We start from the raw sequence: 19,190 nt of genomic DNA, 5'->3' as shown, positions 1-19,190 counted from the left end.
ACTATGGAAAGCCCCGAACTGACAGGGAAAGGACATTCCCCGGTGCTGCCACACCTGTGGGCACCGCTGCTGATTCTTGCCGCCGGCCTGGTGGTTACCGGCGCCACCGCACTGGTACTGGAAAGCCAGGCCCGCAGCCTGGCCGAAGAGGTCTACCACCGGCAGCACAACACACTGGTTGCGCAACTGAGCGGCTATGAGCAACTTCCTCCCATAGTCACGGACGAGCCTGTTCCTGAGGAGCCGGTGAACGACTCGGCAGCGGTGGGACTATGGCTGGCTACCGTTTTCAAAAATTCCGTTCCGGGCATGATCAACCTTCGCATTGATACCCTGGAACGTCACACCAAAACTCCGCTGTTCCAGACCATTCACACAGCAAATCCGGACCGTTCACAATCGTTGCGCACGGAAATCTCCATCGGGGAGCATCGGTGGCTGCTGACCACCCTGCCCGACGCCCGGTTTCTGGAACGCCCGGCCCAGCAGTCGTTTCGCTTCGTGTGGCTGGCCGGGCTGGTGATGACCCTTCTGGCAACGGTGATTGTGGTACTGCTGTGCCTACATTTACGACGCTGGCAAATGCACTTTCGCAGGGCGGAACGGGGGCGCGAAGAATACCATCAGCAACTCAACAACATGCAGGTGGAAAAATCCATTCTGCGGAAGGCGTTGAATGACAGTGAACAGCGCAGCCGCGACCTGGTGGCGCTCTCAGGAGCCACTATCTGTGAGCTCGATGAAGCGGCTGCCACAGGATACATCTCGCCCCAGGTGGCTGATCTGTTGCAAAAAGCTCCGGCTGATCTTTCCGGTCTCCCATTCGACGAGCTGGTGGTGCCGGATTACCTGGACAATTTCCACCGGACCCTCCAGGCCGCGAGACAGGAGCAGCAAATACAGCGCATTGACCTGAAACTGCTGGACACCAATCGCCAGCGGGTACCAGTGACTGTTCGGGTACTGGCATTGCGGGATACGTTACACGGGTTCAGCGGTTACCGGCTTAGCCTGCAGCCCGGTACCCAGGCGGTCCAGTAGCGCAGTGCCGGTTGCCCGAACCCCCGAACCGTCAGCGTTTGCCTTCCAGAGGCCGCAATACGTCTTTCAGCCGGCCGGACGCCACCAGTTCCATGAATTCATCTCCCAGGCGTTCACTCTCGGCAATGGCCTTGCGCCAGGCGCGCTCGCGTCCGGCGTCGTCGCCCAGGTAGCGTTCGAAATCCTTGCGATCCGGCAGTTTCTTATCCGGCAGCGACTCCAGGTATTCAGCCGACGGCGACACCAGTAGCACATCCTGTAACCGGGTGGCGTCGCCTCTGCGCCACGGCAGGGTTTTATCGAACCAGCCCGGCACAACCTTGTCGGTGAAATGAGGGTACAGAATAACCCCGGGCTGCTCGTAGGGAAGGTCCAGGTGATAATCCAGCAGGCCGCCATCGCGGTACAGGCCATCTGGAGCGCCGGGAATGTTACGCACGCCAGACATCACCATGGGAATGGACGCGGAAGCCAGCAGTGCCGGCATCAGATTGTCTCGGTTCAGCGCTACTTCGTGGCTGGGAAAGTCCACCAATTTGGCCAGTGGAGCTCTTACCCGTGCGTCATGGATGATGCCTCGTTCCATAAAGCGGCCCAGGTGACGACGGCTGACCATGTTGGCACTGATGGCATTCATCAGGCCCAGGCTGAGGCGGCCCCTGGTGTCGTGTTCCAACATGCCACGACTGCGCACCACAACGATGTTCAGGCGGTACCAGGGGTGGTTGAGAATGTGGTCTTCACAGCCGGAGAGCAGCTCATCCAGGAACACCACGCTCTTGCGGCTGACTTCCGCCATGCTTACGCCTTTGGCGAAGCGCTGGGAAGTGTACAGGTCAGCCAGCCGGCCCAGTTGGGACTTCGGATCATCCGTTGAGGTTACCGCTGCAAACCGCCAGCTCCCGATAGAAGAACCGATAAGCGCGCGTACCTGAGGAACCGCAGGCAGGAAGTCCCCGAAAATGGCCTTGTCGAGGCCGGAAATCCCCAGTGCCTTGGGGCCACCGGCCGCTCCGGGCACAACATGCACGTCTGCTGCGGTAAATGGCTTGTCCTGCAACCGTTTGAAAGCACGGCTGCCCGCACGGATGGTCAGCGCGGAGGGGCGCGTGTGAACGGCGGTCATAATGGCTCCTTGCTCAGAGCACGCAAGTTTATCGAACTGCAGGCCAGGCAGCCATAGTCGTGGTGGTGGCATTACTACCGGGCCTGAAAACCCACTATCTTCCCGGCAAGGAAGTGCTAGACTGCGAAAAAACTGTTTCAGGAAGCCCAGTTACACCATAAACAGCCGGAGTATGCTGTGAACCCACTCACCGCCACAACCAACCTGGCTACCAACCCCACCCTTGCGGTACTTGGTTTCAAGCGACAGATCGTTTATCACCTGCACTTCTGGGCGTTCGTAGCCGTTACACCTCTGGTCATGGTGCAGTGGCGCCAGGGCAATATTCTGTTGGCCTTACTGCTCACGCTGTTCTGCCTGAATGCGGTTGCCGTCATCGCGTTGCTGCGGTTCCGCAACCTCTATTTCCTCCAGGGGCGACTGTTCCCGCTGCTGGCGGTGATCTGCGCTGTTTATTCCACCACAATAAATGGCCATGCCGGGCTCTACTGGGCATACCCCGCCGCCGCGGCCGTGTTCTTTCTGCTTCCCCTGAAGGAGGCGACTGCCAGCAACATCGTATTTGTGTTCTGCATGTCGGTGGTGTCGTTTGTCTCGTTTCCGGAGGCCGATTTCTGGCGCATCACTTTCTCTCTGGTACTGACCTGCCTGTTCGTGATGATCTTCGCCTGGCTGGTAGGGAGGTTGCAGGCGGAGCTGACCCGGCTGGCCACCACGGACCCGCTCACAGGCTGCCTTAACCGGTCACAACTGGCCGAGATCCTCAATGGCCGGATCCAGATGCGTGAGCGCTATGAACGGGTTTCCAGCCTGATACTGCTGGACATGGACTATTTCAAGACCATTAATGACCGCTGGGGACATCTGGCTGGCGACAGGGTTCTGCAGGAACTGTCCTCCAGGCTGAATAAGCGCCTGAGGGCAAATGACCGGCTGTTCCGCATTGGCGGCGAGGAGTTCATGCTGGTCCTGCCGGAAACACGTCAGAAAGACGCCGACAAGGTTGCCAGGGAGCTGCTTACCACCATCAGCGCCCGCCCCTTCGTTGAAGGCATCCAGGTAACCGCCAGCGCCAGTGTGGCAGAAGTCGATAAGGGCGAAACCTGGTCGGTATGGCTGAACAGAGCCGACCAGGCCCTCTATGAAGCCAAATCCAGGGGGGCGGAACCAGGTAGCCAACGCTGCCAGGCGCCGGGAAGCTCTCCCTCCCGAAGACACCGACCCTCTGTTAGCCGACGCCTAGTGTCAGGCGCGGCTAATCCGTCTGCCGACAGAATTCACGCCAGGCCCTGTAGACCTTCGCGGCACTCTCAAAATGCGGGTAATGACCGACATTGCGCAGGCTGACAACGTCCGCGTCCGGTACAAGCTCGCGATAGCGTCTGGCCATGGCGGCGCCCGAAACCGGGTCTGCCACGCCCGAGATCAGCCTCAACGGCTGCCTCGCATTCTGCAGCGCCCCCACCCAGCGATGGCGGTGGCACCGACGTTCTTCCATGAAGTGAATCAGCCTGTGCAGAATGCCACGGCCATTGTTGTAGGTGAGCAGATACCAGAAATCATCCATGTCTTCAGGCCCGGGTGCGCTGCCCGGGCCGAACAGACGCCGGAAATTCCGCTCAAAGGTACCACGGGACAACCCACGACTGATCAGCCCGCCCAAAGGACTGCGCAGGAGTTTCTGTATCAGCAGGGGACTATGCACTTCCGGGAAAAGCGCCCCGTTGAGAAAGCCCACCCGGGTGATGGCAAAGGGCAACACGCCTTCCTGGTCACGGGCCAGTAATTCCTGAGCCACGCTGCATCCGTAATCGTGAGCAAAGATACTCACAGCTTTTAACCCGAGGCCGGCAATCCACCCCTCAATCATGTCGGCCTGATCTTCGATACTGTAATCGTAAAGCGCGGGCTTGTCGGAGAAGCCGAAGCCCAGCATGTCGAGGGTGAATACCGTATGGTGCTGGACCAGCAATGGCCACAACCGGTTCCAGTCCCAGCTCGCCGTGGGGAAGCCATGGAGCAGCACCAGGGCGTCACCCTGCCCGGCCATGCGGCTGAAAATGGCATGCCCCCCGTAAGAGAACCATTTTCCCTCCTGCTGCCAGCCCTCCAGGGTTCCTTTCCCCGATTCGTGAGCTGTCTGGCCCTGCGTTCCTGGTATCACCTGTTCCATTCCGGTTTCCTGAACCCCGCCTGAGTGTGGAACTCTAAATCAAACCAGCCGGGCCTGCCATATCCCATAGGGCATTTTGCGAACCGGGTCGGTCGGCATGGTCTTTTTGATCCAGGTGATCGTAATTCTGGAGGACATCGGCAAATTACCTTAAGCTTTCGCCTTTTAACCGAATACCAATTCCGGAAGCCTATATGACCAACAAGCTTGACGACCTGGCCAGCCATTTCCAGCAGATTATCGCTGGCCTGGGCGAAGATCCGGGCCGCGAGGGCCTTCAGGACACCCCCCTGAGGGCAGCGAAAGCCATGCAGTTTCTGACCCAGGGGTACAAACAGAGCCTCGAAAGCCTCGTTAACAATGCGGTCTTCGAGTCTGCCATGGACGAAATGGTGGTGGTTCAGGATATCGAGCTTTACAGCATGTGCGAACACCACATGTTGCCGTTTATCGGAAAGTGCCATATTGCCTACCTGCCGCAGGGCAAGGTGCTGGGGCTGTCCAAATTTGCACGCATTGTCGACATGTATGCCCGTCGTCTTCAGATCCAGGAAAACCTGACCCGTGAAATTGCCGAAGCAGTGGAAATGGTTACTGGCGCCAAGGGCGTCGCTGTTGTTATTGAGGCACAACACATGTGCATGATGATGCGCGGCGTGGAAAAACAGAACTCCCGCATGAAAACCTCAATGATGCTGGGCCAGTTCCGCAAGTCCCAGGCAACACGGACTGAATTCCTGACGCTGATCCGGGATCGCTGAATATTCATGAGTATCGAGGAGTCCAGATGACAGCAGTGACCGGTAACCACCAGGCAACCGTGCGCATAAAGGACCTTTTGCTACGCGCCTATATCGGCATCAAGGACGAAGAGATCAACAATCAGCAGGATGTGCTGATCAACGTGCGGCTGACCTACAATGCTGCAGACGCCATCAATCAGAATGACATCCGTGCGGCGCTGAACTATCGCACCATTACCAAGCAGATCATCAGTCACGTAGACGGCAACCGCTTTACCCTTCTGGAGCGGCTTACACACGAAGTACTCAGCATTGTCATGGAGCATGAAGCCGTCCGTTGGGCCGCAGTGGAAATCGACAAGCCCCATGCGCTACGCTATGCCGAATCGGTGTCTGTCTTGAGGCGCACCGGGCCACCTGACGAACCGGTATCGCCATGTCCCGCAACAATCCCGAACAGCTACGCAGAATACTCGAAACCGTCCGCACCATCTCACTGGTCGGAGCCAGCGACAAAGCCAATCGTCCCAGCCATGAAGTCATGGCCTATCTTCAGGGGCGCGGCTACCGGGTGATACCGGTCAACCCCAGGCTGGCGGGTAAAACAGTGCTCGGCGAAACCGTCTATGCTGATCTTGCTTCCGTCCCCATCCCCGTTGATATGGCGGATCTTTTTCTTGCCCCTGATCACACCGACCCGGTCATCGATGCCGCTATCAAAAAGGAGATACCGGTAGTCTGGATGCAGATCGGTGTCATTAATGAAGAGGGGGCGTTGCGAGCGGAAAATGCGGGGGTCACTGTGGTCATGGACAAATGCCCCAAACAGGAAATCCCCCGCCTTGGCATACCTCCCGTGGCACAACCTGTCCTGTGATGCGGGTGCCGCCCGGCATCTTAACCATAGACCTGTCCCGGAGACTGGATTTCTGAGATAATCAGGTACGAAAATCAGAAGACTGGCAGAGCCATGTGGTTCCGACGTAAAACCAGCAAGAAGCCTTCGCGAAGGCCAACAGCAAGCCCCCTGGGACCTGATACCATCACCCGCATTCAGCGGGTACGGCTACCGGTGGATCTGCTCGCCTCCGGTATGCGGGTAGTCAAACTGGACCGCCCCTGGACTGAAGTTCCCGTGTTGTTCCAGGGCTTCACCATCGAAACCCCCGACCAGGCCCGTATCCTCCGCCAATACTGCGAATGGGTGCTCGTCGAAGGTGATGACGAGATATTGTCGACGGCGCTGAACCAGGTGGCATTGCACAAGCAGCGCACTTCAAGGCCAATGTCTGAAACCCGGCCGCTGTCGAAAGAAATACCTCGCGCCCGCAAGGCATGGACCAACACGCAAACCTTTGTGGAGCAGGTGACCCGCAACATCGAGCAGGGCAATGACCTTAACCTGCAGGAGGCGCGTCCAGTCATCCGCGAATGCGTTGCAAGCATCAAGGCGAACGCCAGCGCGATGCTCTGGATGAGCCGCATCAAGTCCCGTGACGCCTACACAGCTGAGCACTGCCTGCGCGTCGCCATTTTTACAGTGGCGTTTGCCCGTTTTCTGGGCATGCCGGACGAAGATCTGGAGATTGCCGGCCTGTGTGGCCTGCTTCATGATCTCGGCAAACTGAAAGTACCAGCAGAGATACTCAACAAGCCAGGTGCACTGACCCGCGAAGAATTCGCGATCATGCGGAAACATACCACCTTCGGCTACGAGTTGTTGCGTGCGGATACAACACTGGACCCGATCATTCGCGATGTCACCCGTCATCACCACGAACGCATCGATGGTTCTGGCTACCCGCAGCAATTGCAGGAGTGGCAGATCAGCCGTTTCGCCCGCCTGGTGTCGATTGTCGACGCCTTTGACGCGATGACCAGCGACCGCTGCTATCGGGATGGCATTCCCACATCCGACGCCATCCGCATCCTGTACCGTAACCGTGGCAGGCAGTTCGATGCCGACATGGTGGAAGCCTTTATCCGTATGGTTGGCATTTACCCACCGGGAACCCTGGTGGAACTGACCACCGGAGAAGTGGCGTTGATTGTGGCGGCACACCCTGGCAAGAAACTCAAACCCAGGGTGGAGGTTCTTCTCGATACCGAGAAAAAGGCGATTACACCGAGAATGATTGACCTGGCAAATCCGGCGCCAGGGGAACAACCGGAAATCACGCGCCCACTCCCCGATGGCGCGTTTGGGATATCGTTGCAGGCACGGATTCACCAATTGGTAACAGATCATCGCGTTTATACCTCACAATAGGACGAATCCGGCCGATATGTGGTTCAGTCAATCAAGCAAACGGAGCACTTTGTGGACAAACCTGCCTCGACGCTGACCCTGTTTGTCAGGGGATTGCTGAACCCGGCCTTTCCAGCACTGATATTCCTGGTGTTCATGGGCATTGCTCTGGTTTTGCAATATGGCATGGAAAAGCAGGACAATTCCCAGATCCAGTCCAATCTGGACAACGAAGCGCTGTCCATGGCCACTCGTCTTGAACGGGAGTTTCTGGTTCATGTGGATGCCATTGGGCGGATGGCAAAACGGCGGGAAACCACCCCGGACATGGCCCGCGAAACCTGGGAGCGGGATGCCCGGAATTACCTGGCTGATTTTGGCGTCTACCAGGCGATCGAGTGGATTGACGAAAACTTTGTTATTCGCTGGCTGGAACCTTACCAGAAAAACGAAGACCTCATCGGCTACAACGTCGCCACCTCGCCGGAACGTCGGCAGGCCCTGGAAGCAGCCAGGTCAACGGGCAATATTGATGTTTCCGGCGTCATTGATCTGAAACAGGGTGGCAGTGGGTTGGTCATCTATGCGCCAGTACTCTCCGGCGCGGCCAACGAAGGGTTTATTGCCGGCGTCTTCCAGATGGAAACCCTTGCCCGACAACTTCTCTCCGGACGTCCACTGGAGTCCTTCCGCATCGACATCCTGGATGACGGCCGCCCTGCGTACGTCCTTGGCCAGTCAGTCACCCCGGACACCTCATTCTCCAGCACCGCCAGTGTAGAGCTGCCGACCATGGACTGGACCCTGACCGTTACCCCTTCCATGTCCTGGGTAAAAGATCATCGCAGCAACTGGCCGTTCGTGACCTTCGTGATCATGCTGTGCATGGGGGCATTGACGAGCCTCACCACGCTACTGGTTCAGCAGATTCTCAAACGCAATCAGGCATTGCTGAAAACCCGCCGCGAGCTGGATGCAGAAATCAGTCAGCGCCAGGCTGTACAACAGGACCTGGCGCGACTTGAAACCACAGATACCCTGACCGGTCTGGCCAACCGCCGATTTTTCATGGAAGACCTGGTTCACACCCTGAGCATCGCAGACCGACAGATGCGTCAGGTCGCCCTGGTAATGATAGACCTCGACCGCTTCCAGATGCTCAACGACTCCCTCGGGCACCAGTTCGGAGATGAGTTGCTGATCAAGGTGTCCGAACGCCTCAACGCCCTCAGCGATGAACGAATCATGGTTGCCTATTCCGGCGGCGACGAATTCATGATCTGCCAACAGCACGTGGAAAACATAGACGACATCATCAATCTGCTGGGACAGATCAAACAGTGCTTTGATGAGCCTTATCACGTTCAGGGACAAAAGCACGGCGTCACCGCCACCATGGGAGTGGCGGTGTATCCCCAGAGCGGCCTGGACGCCGACACTCTGATGCGTAATGCAGACGTGGCGCTGTATCGGGCCAAGGAGCAGGGCCGGAATACCTACCAGTTCTATACCGAAGGCATGCAGGAGCGGGAAGTCATGCGCCTGGAGCTGGACAAAGACCTGGACCAGGCACTGGCCAATGACGAATTCGTGCTTTATTTCCAGCCCCAACTGGATCTCAACGATTCCTCCATCAACAGTGTGGAAGCGCTGATCCGCTGGCAGCACCCTCGCAGAGGCCTGCTGCCGCCGATCGATTTCATTCCTCTGGCTGAGGAAAGCGGGCGCATTACTGATATCGGCCGCTGGGTGGTCAAGGCTGCCTGCAAGCAACTGGCTGATTGGCAGAACAGCCCTTATGCCGGCCTTCGCATCGCCGTGAACCTGTCAGGCCGTGAGCTGGATGATGAGAGCATAGTTGATCATATCCAGGAAACACTGGAGTCCCACGGCGTGCCAGCGAATCACCTGGAAGTGGAGCTGACCGAAGAGATTTTTATCCAGAATATCGAGCACAACCTCAATCAGCTCTCCAAGCTCCACAAACTGGGCGTGCAGCTGGCCATCGATGATTTTGGCGTTGGCTATTCTTCGCTCGGTTACCTGAGGGATTTTCCGGTAGACCTGCTGAAAATCGACCGGTCTTTTATTACGGACGTCACCGAACGCCACGACGATGCGGTGATTACCCGTGCAGTCATCAATCTGGCGCATAACCTGGGCATTCAGGTAGTGGCCGAAGGTGTGGAAACCCAGGAACAGCTGAATTTCCTGAAAAATCATCGCTGCGATCTGATCCAGGGCTACCTCATCAGCCGCCCGGTTCCCGCCGCCGATCTGGAAAAAGCGCTGAGTTCCGGCATTCTGAATGTTGATACGCCGGTTGGTACCTGATTGAAAAGGGCGCTGCGAATCACCACTATTCCGGTATCAGCTTTCAAGGTACCAATTTATGACTGCAAACTATCTGACCAGGGAACAGGATGACCGCCTGCGGCGATGGGAGACCTGGAACAAGCGCTATTTTATTTTCGCGTTCTTTTCGCTGATTGTGATTCTGGTTTTCAGCAGCCAGCTCGGACTTTCCAGTGGCGATAGCTGGGGTCCTCTGGGTGTCATCATTGCTCTGTTAATCACGCCCATCATTGCCCTTCAGTTGCGCCTCACTTGCCCCGCGTGCGGGGAAAAAATCGGCTGGCAAGCCAAACTGATGGCCCCGGACCAGTGCAAGGCCTGTGGCACCTTCCTGCGCGCAAAAAACACCTCTTCCTGAAAAAAACCTTTGACCTGTGAGTAGCTCACAGGTTTTAGTCTACCTTTAACCTATACCACGTGGCGTTCAAGTTAGGGTGGCTGCTGCGCTATGAAAGTCAAAGAGATTGCTATGGGGGCGGGGGTTAACCCCGATACCGTCCGGTTTTATACCCGGGAAGGGTTGTTGAAGCCCACTCGGAATCCGGACAACAACTATCAGCTGTACGACGCAGAAGACCTGCGGCGATTACGTTTTGCCCGCAAGGCGCGGCAACTCGGTTTTTCACTCCCGGAAATCCGGCAGATTCTGGAGCAGGCGGAGGATCATCACTCCCCCTGCCCTATGGTACGGGACGTCTTTCGGCATCGGCTCGCGGAAGTAGAGCGCGAGATTGCTGAGCTGCAGCAACTGCGCAACCGCATGACCGCGGCGCTTTCTGCCTAGCAGGACATGCCGGACGGCACGCCGGACGGCCATACGATCTGCCAGCTTATAGAACACTGGGACGAGACCGCCCCGGAAACAGGTAAGAAGGAGTAATGCTCCATGAATGAGAAAACCGCGTTACACCCTGCGTTGTCGATTTCCGGCGCATCCTGCCAGGGTTGCGTGCGCAAGATTCGTAGCGCGCTGGAGCTATTGACCGGCAGTGCCGATCGGGTAGATGTGAATCTGGACGAGCAGACGGTTTTACTGCCCGATGGCATTGATACCGGGGAAGCGGCCCGTATTGTAACGGAGGCAGGTTACCCTGCGATGCCTCTCGACGAGGCGTCTGCCGAGCCGGTGCCCAGAGATGATCATTGCCACTCCGAAGACGACGAGAGCCAGAGTGGAACCGGACATAGGCCTGCAGAACACCCCGGTATCGGTGGGAACAGCGATGAAGGTGATCAGATTCACCTCGCCGTAACCGGCGCCACATGCGCCTCCTGTGTGAACACCATTGAGAAAGCGCTGAAGTCGGTGGATGGCATCACCGGTGCGCATATGAATCTGGCAGACAATACCGCCACTGCCAGTGGCCATGCCGACCCCCAGGCACTCATCAAGGCTGTGGAGAGCTCCGGCTACGGTGCCAGCATGATAGAAGATCCGGATGCCGCGGATGACCGCAAGCAGCAAGAGGATCGCAAGCAGTACAAAACGCTGCTGGTTAAGATGGCGATCAGCCTTGGCCTGGGTCTGGGTCTGATGATCTGGGGCATGGGATTCGGCTCCATGATGGTCACAGCAGACAACCAGTTGACCTGGCTTGTCCTGGGTATTCTTACCCTGGGCGTGATGGTTGCCACCGGCGGCCATTTTTTCACGGGCGCCTGGAAGGCGTTCCGCCATCACAATGCCAATATGGATACCCTGATTGCCCTGGGCACCGGCACCGCCTGGGCCTATTCCATGGTGGTAGCCAGCATTCCCGATGCGCTGCCGGAAATGGCCCGGCATGTGTATTTTGAAGCCTCGGCAATGATTATCGGCCTGATCAACCTGGGCCAGGCGCTGGAACTTCGTGCCAAGGGCAAAACCTCGGAAGCCGTGCGTCGGTTGCTGGACCTACGGGCAAAAACCGCCCGGGTCATCCGTAACGGTGAAGAGCGGGATCTGCCAGTGGAACAGGTCCAGGTTGGTGACCGCATTCGTGTGCGGCCCGGAGAAAAACTGCCAGTGGACGGGGAAATCAGCGAGGGCACTACCCGCATCGATGAGAGCATGCTCACCGGTGAACCCATGCCCATCAGCAAGCGCGAAGGTGACGAGGTGTCTGCCGGTACCCTGAATACCCATGGCTCGATTATCTACAAGGCCACCCGCGTGGGCAGCGAAACCGCTCTCGCCCAGATCATCCGCCTGGTCAAGAAGGCCCAGGGCTCCAAGCCTGCCATCGGTCGTCTGGCGGACAAGATTTCGTCAGTGTTCGTACCCAGCGTGATGCTGATTGCCGTGGTTTCGGCACTGGTATGGTACAACGTCGGGCCGGAGCCAGCAGTGGTCCATATGATGGTGGCAGCCACCACAGTGCTGATTATCGCCTGTCCCTGCGCCCTTGGCCTGGCCACCCCGATGTCAGTGATGGTCGGTGTCGGCAAGGCTGCGGAATACGGCGCGCTGATCCGCCAGGGCGACGCCCTGCAAACCGCCGGCAAGCTGGACCTGGTGATACTGGACAAAACCGGCACCATCACAGAAGGGCACCCGGCCGTTACCCGTTTCCATGCCATTGATGACGATACGGGCCGATTACTGGCGCTGGCAACCGGCCTGGAACAGCACTCGGAACACCCGTTGGCGGAAGCCATCATGGCTAAGGCCAAAGAAGAAGGCGTCACCCCGGAAAATGTCAACGGGTTTGAGGCTCTCAACGGCCAGGGCGTGCAGGGCGAGCTTGAAGGCCAACCTGTGCGCTTGGGCAATCGCCGCTGGCTGGAAAGCGAGGGTGTGGATCTGTCAGGTCTTCAGAAGGAGGCTGATGCCATTACCTCCGAAGCCGGAACTCCGTTGTTCCTGGCGCTGGGTAAAGAAGCGGTGGGCGTGATCGGGGTTGCCGATGCCGTTAAAAAAGATTCCGAGGACGCCATCCGCCGGCTCCACGATGCTGGTATCCGGGTGATGATGGTCACCGGCGACGTAGACGCCACCGCCAGAGCCATCGCGCAGAAAACCGGGATTGATGATTACCGTGCGGAGGTATTGCCTGAAGACAAGGCCACCATCGTCAGCGAAATGCGTGGCAAGGGCTACACCGTGGCAATGGTTGGCGACGGCATCAACGATGCCCCTGCCCTGGCCGCTGCAGATGTCGGCTTTGCCATTGGCACCGGAACCGATGTGGCTATTGAAAGCGCCGGTATTACGCTGATGCGGGGATCGCTGCACGGCGTAGCCGACGCCATTGAGATATCACGGGCGACTGTTCGTAATATCCACCAGAACCTGTTTGGTGCTTTTATATACAACTCCATGGGTATACCGGTGGCAGCCGGGCTGTTATACCCTTTGTGGGGAATATTGATGAGCCCCATTCTGGCCGGCGCTGCCATGTCGCTTTCCTCAGTTACGGTGGTGACCAACGCCAACCGGCTGCGGTTGTTCAGAACCAGCAATAGCGTCAGCAAAGAGGGGAACGAATGAGCACACTTCTGGTCAATGCGGGAGGACTGGTCCTGATGGCCGCCATCGTCTGGTGGTTCTGGCTGTCACCCTCTGACGGTAGCAAAACGGACAACGACCATAGCCATCACCACTGAGGTAACATCATGAAAAAACACATGCTGGCCCTGGGCCTCATTGCCACCGTCGGTCTGAACAGCCAACTGCAGGCCGACGAGGGGCTCAAAGACATTCATGTCTACAAGTCTCCGACCTGCGGCTGCTGCACTGACTGGGTAGACCACCTGGAGGACAATGGGTTCAAGGTTGAAGTGACTGAGACCAACGACCTGAACCCCATCAAGATCGATGCGGGCCTGACACCAGCGCTGGCCAGTTGCCACACGGCCTTCGTCGGCGACTACGTGATCGAAGGTCACGTTCCGGCCAATGACATTCACCGCCTGATTGCCGAGGCCCCGAAGGCAAATGGCCTTGCGGTACCGGGAATGCCGGCAGGATCTCCGGGCATGGAAATGGGCGACCGCAAGGATCATTACCAGGTGCTGATGTTCAACGAAAACGGCCAGACCCGGGTTTTCGCAGAGCACAACTAGGCCCTTCCTTGCTCCACGACTATCCCGGCCACTAAATCGGGCCGGGATATTAACCACTCGTAACAGGTCTGACTCATACCGCCATAACCGGTATACTCCGTAACAACATTCAAATTTTATCCAGTCAGGTTCTGTTCATGCTCAACGCCGACGCCCTCAGCCAGTTGCGCCAGCTCAAGTCCGATATTGAAGAAAACAAGGTGGTGTTCCCCGGCACTGTCAAAGCCACCAACGGACGTTTCGGCTTTGTGGCACTGGATGAAGGCAGGGACGTGTTTCTGCCGCCGGAAGAAATGCAGAAAGTCCTGCCGGGCGACCGGGTGACCATTACCGAGCAGGAAGGCGATAAAGGTAAGACCCAGGGTGTGGTGGACGAACTGCTGGAAACCCGTCTGGACACCTTCGTGGGACGTTACCTGGTCAAGGGTAAGGGCCACTTTGTGGTGCCGGAAACACCCGGCATCAATCGCTGGATATTCATTCCGCCGAAAGAGCGCCAGAATGCCGGGCCCGATGACTACATCTACTGCCGCATTCACAAACACCCCATCAAGGATGGGAAGGGCCAGGCAAGGATCCTGAAAGTGATCGGCAAAGCCGGACAGACCGGCATCGAGCGCGCCTTCACAGTCGCCACCTTCGATCTGCCAGACACCTGGCCCGAGGCTGTCAGCACACAGGCCGAGGCATTGGACGAATCGGTCATCGACGCCCGGAGCGAAAACCGGGAAGACCGCACCGACCAACCGTATGTCACCATCGACAGCCCCGGGACCCAGGACATGGACGACGCCCTGCTGGCCGAGCCCAATGCCACCGGCTGGAAACTCTCCATTGCCATTGCCGACCCCACCGCAGTTATTGAGCCGGGCAGCCCGGCCGAGCAGGAAGCCTTCCGCCGCGCGACGGCCATCTATTTTCCCGGCGAGCCCCTGCCAATGCTGCCGGACACATTGAGCACCCGCCTGTGTTCTCTGATGCCCGAGGTAAAGCGCCTGGCCCTGGTCTGTGACCTGCAGGTGAACAACGATGGCAGCCTGGGTGAGTACAGCTTTCACCAGGCCGTCATCCGCTCCCACGGCAAGCTCAGTTATGAACTGGTATCCAACCTGATCGAGGGCCGTGAAGCCGATGACGTCAAGGCGTTACCGGACAGCGTTTCCAACAGCCTTGACCAGCTCCATCAGGCTGCAACTGCGCTTCGCAAGTGGCGGAATGAGCACGCACTGGTGAACGGCGACCGCCCGGAATTCCGCCTGCGCCTGGATGAGAACCGGCGGGTCCGGCTGATCGAGCCCTCGGTGCAGAACGAGGCCCATCGCCTGGTGGAAGAATGCATGATTGCGGCCAACCGCTGCGCGGCGGACTTCCTTGGACAGCAGGACAAGGGCCTGTTTATTCAGCACCCCGGCTTACGTGATGACCGCGCCGACAACATCCGCGCACTGCTGGAAGGCTATGCCCCAGATCTGGCTGGCGTGGATGCCACCAGTGCCGAGGGCTTCCGTGACCTGATGAAACAGACCGAAGGGCTGGATTCGGAAGTGCCGGTCAAGGCTATCATCTCCCGCCAGCTAGCGCGGGCCGAGCTGTCCTTCACAGCCGCTCCCCACCAGGGCATGGGTCTGGCCGCCTACACCACCTTTACCTCACCGCTGCGCAAGTTCAGCGACTTTCACGTTCACCGGCTGATCAAATCGATCCTGTGGCAGGAGCCCCTGAGCGACCTGAGTGACGAACAGCTGGCCGAACTGCAGCTGACCCAGTTCCGCGCACGCCAGGCGGCCAACAGCCTGGAGAGCTGGCTCAAGAGTGATTTCGCCCGCACCCTGGGCGACGAGCCAATGACCGGCGCCATCAGCCGCACAACCCCTTCGGGTTTCTTCGTGCGTCTGGATACCAACGGGCTGGAAGGATTCGTCAGCTGCAAGACCCTGGAAGGCAAGTTCAGCTTCGACCCGGTCACCCTGCGCCTGGTTCATAACAAGAACGGTCGCACTTTCCAGCTGGAACAGCCGGTGACGGTTACATTTGCGGGCGTGGACGACGAGCGCAAGCAGATTCTTTTCAATCTCACAGAGACGCCGGCCGGAGAAGCAGCCACCGACAGCGGTCCCGACCCCACAAGCGAGGCTTGAAAATCCGGGCCCGGAGCACCATCGTATTAGTAAAGACGCGGCTATCTATTGCGGAGGTGATTCCGGATGCCTATCAGCCCAACTGAATTTCTCAGGAAGTACGGCTTCGAAGAGGAAGAAGAGGAGCGGGACCACAGCCTGCGCCACAATGCCATGGAGCACGCGAAGCACCTGAAGCGACCCCATGCCGGCACGCCTCACGACTGGGAAGAGTGGGAGCGCTATAAAAAAGAGCACCCCGATGAAGTCGAGGACGATGAAAAGGGTAACAACAACTAGCCCTTCTCAAGCATCCTCGACAGGCGTTCGTCCTTTGCCCGCCACTGCTCTGCCAGCCAGTTCTTCACATTCTTGCGGTGCTCGGCATCCGTCGCATAGTCCCGCCCCTTGAGATACGCGGGAATCGCAACCGTGTCGATCTCCATTTTTACCTCAGTGACCCTTCCGCACATGAAGTCCCAGAAAGTGGGCGCCTTGCCCGGATAAGCGATTGTCACATCCACCAGCGTTTCGATCGCATCCCCCATGGCATCCAGCACAAATGCCACACCGCCGGCCTTGGGGGTCAGCAGATGGGTGTACTTTGATTTCTGCTGATCGTGCTTGGCCTGGGTGAAACGGGTGCCTTCCACGAAGTTCATTACGCTGACCGGTGTGTAGCGAAACTTTTCACAGGCCTGGCGGGTGGCTTTCAGGTCTTCGCCGCGCTTTTCCGGGTGCTTGATCAGGTATTCACGGGTGTAACGCTTCATGAACGGGAAATCCAGCCCCCACCAGGCCAGGCCAATCACCGGTACCCAGATCAGCTGTTGCTTGAGGAAGAACTTGAGAAACGGCGCCCGGTGGTTGAACACCCGCTGCATGGCGAAAATGTCGACCCAGCTCTGGTGGTTGCTGAGCACCAGGTACCAGCTTTCCCGTTTGAGTTTTTCGTCGCCGTGGACGGTCCATTTCGTGCCCTGAGTGAGTTTCATCCAGCCGGTATTGCAGGCCACCCAGGCTTCAGCAATCCAGATGATGGCTTTGGTGCACAGTACCCGGAAACCGGTATGGGGGATGATCAGTTTGAATATTGCCGGAATGTAGAGGAGCAGACACCAGAACAGGGTGTTGATTCCCAGGAGGATAGAGCTGATAACGCCGATGACCGGGGCTGGCAGGAAGCTGAGCATGGTTGTCCTGTTGTTGGTTTTTTCGATGGCTGAATGATACCAATGGTTGGCAGCTTTGGGCAGTGGCGTGAAGTGACCGGTTTGCCATTGGTGGTGGACGTTCTTGCCATAGTTCTGGCCTGTATAGATAGTCTAGTCTTGTTGGGCCTCGGTGGCTGTGCAGGTATGAAAACCCTTTTCCGGACCCGTTAGCGCCCTACATTTTATGGAAATCTCTATGCCCGACCCGCTGAAATACGCCTTTGACAAGGCTTCGGAACTGACCCGACACTCCGCGCTTTACGCCGGCAACGCCTTCGACCGTGTATTTCGCGCCGCCAGCCTGGTTCAGGCGGGGCAGACGCCGTTCGAGACCCTGCACACCGATGGCCTGGTGAGCCTGCGGTACTATCCGCCGCTGGCCGAGGACTTCATCGAGCTGGACGGCGAGATGATCAATGTGGAGCGCACGCCCCACAAGACACCGATCGTGATCGTGCCGCCATTGGCAGTAAACATGCTTATCTACGATCTGTTCCCCCAACGCAGCCTGGTGCGATTCCTGCGGGCCAAGGGGTTTGAGGTGTACCTGATCGACTGGGGCGTGCCGACGCGAGAGCACAGCCACTACAATCTCCACACCTACGTGGCGGAGCTGCTGCCGGCCTACTTGAACCGGGTGCGGGAACACAGCGGCGAGCAGGAGTTATCGCTGCATGGCTGGAGCCTGGGGGGCATGTTCACGCTGTTTTACTCTGCCCTCAGCCGCGACCAGCACATCCGCAACGCCATTGTGCTGGGCTCTCCCATCGACAGCCATGCCTCCGGCCTGATGGGCTTGATGTACCAGCGGGTATCCGACGTCGCCGACTTTGTCCGCAAACGCACCGGCTTTCGCCTGCACGACGTCAAACCCCACTGGTTCCACACCCCCGGCTGGGCCAACACCATCGGCTTCAAACTCACCAACCCCATCGGCAGCGTGATGGGCTACTGGGAACTCATCGTCCGGCTGGGCGATCGCGAATTCGTCTCCAGCCACGCCACCACCTCCGCGTTCCTCGACCGCATGGTCGCCTACCCCGGCGGCATCGTTCAGGACGCGGTGGTGCGCCTGTGGATCGACAACGACCTCTCCCGCGGCCAGATCCAGATCGGCGAAGACATTGCCCGCCTGGAAAACGTAAACGCCAACTTACTCGTCATCGCCGGCGACAGCGACACCCTGGCCACACCGGGTGCGGTCAAACGGATTGAGGACCACGTCAGCTCAAAGGACGTCACCTTCCGGGTCACCCCCGGCGGTCACATGGGTATTCTTGCCGGTAGCAGGGCGCCGAAAGAAAGCTGGCTGGAAATGGCGGAGTGGTTGGCAGAGAGGTCGGATTGAATTAAAGCAATCTGACTCCTAATTTATAGACGCACTTCGCTTCCACCAAGCTCAGAGGCTGGCCAAGGTCGCGGGCAACTCCGAAAGACTGCGAACCACCGCATTGGGCTGAATCCCCCAGTCCTCAAACACCTTCCCGGGATCACGCTGAACCCATATAGCCATAAGCCCCGCCGCCCGGGCCCCGATCACATCCCAGGCATTACTCGACACCAGGCACAACGGTTGATCCAACGCCCCCGTCGCCCGACGGGCATAGGCATAGACCGCCGGGTCCGGCTTGAAGCTTTTAACGTCATCCACCGACACCAACCCATCAAACATCGCCAGCAGATCATTGTGCCCCAAAACCTTCTCCAGCGCCGGATAGGTGCCGTTGGAAAACGCATACATCAGATAATCCCCCTCAAGGGACTTCAGCGCCGGCAAGGAATCATCAAACGCAGGCAGGGAAAGGTAAGCCCCCATGAGCTCATCCTCACGCTCACTGCCCAGATCCAGACCATGACTGGCCATCGCATACCGCAACGCCTGCCGGGTACAGGCTCCGAAATCCTCATACATCCGCATCAGCCCCTTGCGAAATGAAAACTCCAACTGCTTCTCCCGCCATTGCGCGCTCACCGATTCCGCCGTCTCACCCGCATCCGGTGCCAGCAATTGCGCCATACCCATCGGGTCCACAAGTGTTCCGTACACGTCAAACGCCAGAATCGGCTTCATCAGGTTCTCCTTTGTCATCCAGTCGGCTTTGGTACATCGTAAACCATGCGGCATCACG

Annotated in this window: 16 protein-coding genes and 2 pseudogenes; 14 read left to right on the top strand and 4 right to left on the bottom strand. The window is 58.2% G+C overall.

Going from position 1 to position 19,190, the window contains the following annotated elements:
• Positions 1 to 3: 3 nt before the first annotated feature.
• A complete protein-coding gene (locus tag ABJM11_RS00670; protein WP_348296825.1) occupies positions 4 to 1,041 on the top strand; it encodes a PAS domain-containing protein in 1,038 nt (345 codons plus the stop codon).
• A gap of 31 nt (positions 1,042 to 1,072) precedes the next feature.
• Here ABJM11_RS00670 and ABJM11_RS00665 read toward each other — a convergent pair whose 3' ends face one another.
• Positions 1,073 to 2,167: a patatin-like phospholipase family protein gene (locus ABJM11_RS00665; protein WP_348296826.1), complete on the bottom strand. Its 1,095-nt coding sequence runs from the start codon at positions 2,165 to 2,167 to the stop codon at positions 1,073 to 1,075.
• Positions 2,168 to 2,344: 177 nt separating this feature from the next.
• Between ABJM11_RS00665 and ABJM11_RS00660 the strand changes: the two genes are divergently transcribed.
• On the top strand, positions 2,345 to 3,514 hold the full coding sequence (locus ABJM11_RS00660) for a GGDEF domain-containing protein (RefSeq protein ID WP_348296827.1): 1,170 nt from the start codon (positions 2,345 to 2,347) through the stop codon (positions 3,512 to 3,514).
• Here the strand turns inward: ABJM11_RS00660 and ABJM11_RS00655 are convergent.
• On the bottom strand, positions 3,423 to 4,340 hold the full coding sequence (locus ABJM11_RS00655; RefSeq protein ID WP_348296828.1) for an alpha/beta hydrolase: 918 nt from the start codon (positions 4,338 to 4,340) through the stop codon (positions 3,423 to 3,425). The two genes, ABJM11_RS00660 and ABJM11_RS00655, sit on opposite strands and share 92 nt — an antisense overlap.
• Before the next feature lie 194 nt (positions 4,341 to 4,534).
• On the opposite strand from ABJM11_RS00655, the gene folE reads away from it, so the two are divergent.
• The 11 genes and pseudogenes from folE (at position 4,535) to ABJM11_RS00600 (ending at position 16,147) form a co-directional block, all read left to right on the top strand.
• The gene (gene folE / locus ABJM11_RS00650; protein WP_348296829.1) at positions 4,535 to 5,101 is read left to right on the top strand and encodes a GTP cyclohydrolase I FolE; all 567 of its coding nucleotides are present in this window, start codon (positions 4,535 to 4,537) and stop codon (positions 5,099 to 5,101) included.
• 26 nt (positions 5,102 to 5,127) lie between these two features.
• Positions 5,128 to 5,481: pseudogene (folX, locus tag ABJM11_RS00645) on the top strand (dihydroneopterin triphosphate 2'-epimerase); the annotation flags it as partial.
• Positions 5,482 to 5,519: 38 nt separating this feature from the next.
• Positions 5,520 to 5,960, top strand: coding sequence for a CoA-binding protein (locus tag ABJM11_RS00640; RefSeq protein WP_348296830.1), 441 nt, complete (start codon positions 5,520 to 5,522; stop codon positions 5,958 to 5,960).
• Between the two features lie 93 nt (positions 5,961 to 6,053).
• Positions 6,054 to 7,352, top strand: a complete 1,299-nt coding sequence (locus ABJM11_RS00635; protein WP_348296831.1) for an HD-GYP domain-containing protein — start codon at positions 6,054 to 6,056, stop codon at positions 7,350 to 7,352.
• Positions 7,353 to 7,403: 51 nt separating this feature from the next.
• Positions 7,404 to 9,665, top strand: a complete 2,262-nt coding sequence (locus ABJM11_RS00630; protein ID WP_348296832.1) for an EAL domain-containing protein — start codon at positions 7,404 to 7,406, stop codon at positions 9,663 to 9,665.
• Between the two features lie 58 nt (positions 9,666 to 9,723).
• The gene (locus ABJM11_RS00625) at positions 9,724 to 10,044 is read left to right on the top strand and encodes a hypothetical protein (RefSeq protein WP_348296833.1); all 321 of its coding nucleotides are present in this window, start codon (positions 9,724 to 9,726) and stop codon (positions 10,042 to 10,044) included.
• 90 nt (positions 10,045 to 10,134) lie between these two features.
• A pseudogene (locus ABJM11_RS00620) lies at positions 10,135 to 10,566 on the top strand (MerR family transcriptional regulator).
• A gap of 6 nt (positions 10,567 to 10,572) precedes the next feature.
• Positions 10,573 to 13,155 carry a heavy metal translocating P-type ATPase gene (locus ABJM11_RS00615; RefSeq protein WP_348296834.1) on the top strand — a complete coding sequence of 861 codons (2,583 nt, stop codon included), beginning with the start codon at positions 10,573 to 10,575 and terminating at the stop codon, positions 13,153 to 13,155.
• A 125-nt stretch (positions 13,156 to 13,280) separates the two neighbouring features.
• Entirely contained in the window at positions 13,281 to 13,730 is a 450-nt protein-coding gene (locus tag ABJM11_RS00610) for a DUF411 domain-containing protein (RefSeq protein WP_348296835.1), read from the top strand.
• A 137-nt stretch (positions 13,731 to 13,867) separates the two neighbouring features.
• A complete protein-coding gene (locus ABJM11_RS00605) occupies positions 13,868 to 15,868 on the top strand; it encodes a VacB/RNase II family 3'-5' exoribonuclease (protein ID WP_348296836.1) in 2,001 nt (666 codons plus the stop codon).
• 66 nt (positions 15,869 to 15,934) lie between these two features.
• Positions 15,935 to 16,147 carry a hypothetical protein gene (locus ABJM11_RS00600; RefSeq protein ID WP_348296837.1) on the top strand — a complete coding sequence of 71 codons (213 nt, stop codon included), beginning with the start codon at positions 15,935 to 15,937 and terminating at the stop codon, positions 16,145 to 16,147.
• Here the strand turns inward: ABJM11_RS00600 and ABJM11_RS00595 are convergent.
• Positions 16,144 to 17,040, bottom strand: a complete 897-nt coding sequence (locus ABJM11_RS00595; RefSeq protein ID WP_348296838.1) for an acyltransferase — start codon at positions 17,038 to 17,040, stop codon at positions 16,144 to 16,146. The two genes, ABJM11_RS00600 and ABJM11_RS00595, sit on opposite strands and share 4 nt — an antisense overlap.
• Before the next feature lie 217 nt (positions 17,041 to 17,257).
• On the opposite strand from ABJM11_RS00595, the gene ABJM11_RS00590 reads away from it, so the two are divergent.
• Positions 17,258 to 18,409 (top strand): alpha/beta fold hydrolase, encoded by a 1,152-nt coding sequence (locus ABJM11_RS00590; RefSeq protein WP_348296862.1) that lies wholly within the window; start codon positions 17,258 to 17,260, stop codon positions 18,407 to 18,409.
• 51 nt (positions 18,410 to 18,460) lie between these two features.
• Here the strand turns inward: ABJM11_RS00590 and ABJM11_RS00585 are convergent, their stop codons facing one another.
• Complete coding sequence (locus ABJM11_RS00585; RefSeq protein ID WP_348296839.1) at positions 18,461 to 19,132, bottom strand: haloacid dehalogenase type II; 672 nt, start codon at positions 19,130 to 19,132, stop codon at positions 18,461 to 18,463.
• Positions 19,133 to 19,190 lie beyond the last annotated feature (58 nt).

This window comes from Marinobacter sp. (assembly GCF_039977835.1).
Classification (GTDB): Bacteria; Pseudomonadota; Gammaproteobacteria; order Pseudomonadales; family Oleiphilaceae; genus Marinobacter.
This window is presented reverse-complemented; position numbering and strand designations above follow the sequence as displayed.

Coding starts and splice junctions, on each gene's coding strand:
- ABJM11_RS00670 (WP_348296825.1), top strand. CDS start 4: ATGGAAAGCCCCGAACTGACAGGGAAAGGACATTCCCCGGTGCTGCCA.
- ABJM11_RS00665 (WP_348296826.1), bottom strand. CDS start 2,167: ATGACCGCCGTTCACACGCGCCCCTCCGCGCTGACCATCCGTGCGGGC.
- ABJM11_RS00655 (WP_348296828.1), bottom strand. CDS start 4,340: ATGGAACAGGTGATACCAGGAACGCAGGGCCAGACAGCTCACGAATCG.
- folE (WP_348296829.1), top strand. CDS start 4,535: ATGACCAACAAGCTTGACGACCTGGCCAGCCATTTCCAGCAGATTATC.
- ABJM11_RS00640 (WP_348296830.1), top strand. CDS start 5,520: ATGTCCCGCAACAATCCCGAACAGCTACGCAGAATACTCGAAACCGTC.
- ABJM11_RS00635 (WP_348296831.1), top strand. CDS start 6,054: ATGTGGTTCCGACGTAAAACCAGCAAGAAGCCTTCGCGAAGGCCAACA.
- ABJM11_RS00625 (WP_348296833.1), top strand. CDS start 9,724: ATGACTGCAAACTATCTGACCAGGGAACAGGATGACCGCCTGCGGCGA.
- ABJM11_RS00615 (WP_348296834.1), top strand. CDS start 10,573: ATGAATGAGAAAACCGCGTTACACCCTGCGTTGTCGATTTCCGGCGCA.
- ABJM11_RS00610 (WP_348296835.1), top strand. CDS start 13,281: ATGAAAAAACACATGCTGGCCCTGGGCCTCATTGCCACCGTCGGTCTG.
- ABJM11_RS00605 (WP_348296836.1), top strand. CDS start 13,868: ATGCTCAACGCCGACGCCCTCAGCCAGTTGCGCCAGCTCAAGTCCGAT.
- ABJM11_RS00600 (WP_348296837.1), top strand. CDS start 15,935: ATGCCTATCAGCCCAACTGAATTTCTCAGGAAGTACGGCTTCGAAGAG.
- ABJM11_RS00595 (WP_348296838.1), bottom strand. CDS start 17,040: ATGCTCAGCTTCCTGCCAGCCCCGGTCATCGGCGTTATCAGCTCTATC.
- ABJM11_RS00590 (WP_348296862.1), top strand. CDS start 17,258: ATGCCCGACCCGCTGAAATACGCCTTTGACAAGGCTTCGGAACTGACC.
- ABJM11_RS00585 (WP_348296839.1), bottom strand. CDS start 19,132: ATGAAGCCGATTCTGGCGTTTGACGTGTACGGAACACTTGTGGACCCG.